Raw genomic sequence first — 254 nt, 5'->3', positions numbered from 1 at the left:
AAATGGCGCGAGACGGAATCGAACCGCCGACACATGGAGCTTCAATCCATTGCTCTACCAACTGAGCTACCGAGCCTTATTGCGGGAGCAGGATTTGAACCTACGACCTTCGGGTTATGAGCCCGACGAGCTACCGAGCTGCTCCATCCCGCGTTAATACAAAAGGAGGATGTGGGATTCGAACCCACGCACGCTTTTACACGCCTGACGGTTTTCAAGACCGTTCCCTTCAGCCGGACTTGGGTAATCCTCCA

At 54.3% G+C, this 254-nt stretch carries 3 tRNA genes; all 3 read right to left on the bottom strand.

What is annotated here, in order from left to right:
* Window positions 1-3 precede the first annotated feature (3 nt).
* Window positions 4-76 (bottom strand) — tRNA-Phe (locus ADI58_RS06620).
* A gap of 3 nt (window positions 77-79) precedes the next feature.
* A tRNA-Met gene (locus tag ADI58_RS06615) sits at window positions 80-153 on the bottom strand.
* Between the two features lie 10 nt (window positions 154-163).
* Window positions 164-253 (bottom strand) — tRNA-Ser (locus ADI58_RS06610).
* Window position 254: the final 1 nt, after the last annotated feature.

The organism is Streptococcus mitis, assembly GCF_001074635.1.
GTDB lineage: Bacteria > Bacillota > Bacilli > Lactobacillales > Streptococcaceae > Streptococcus > Streptococcus mitis_E.
This window is presented reverse-complemented; position numbering and strand designations above follow the sequence as displayed.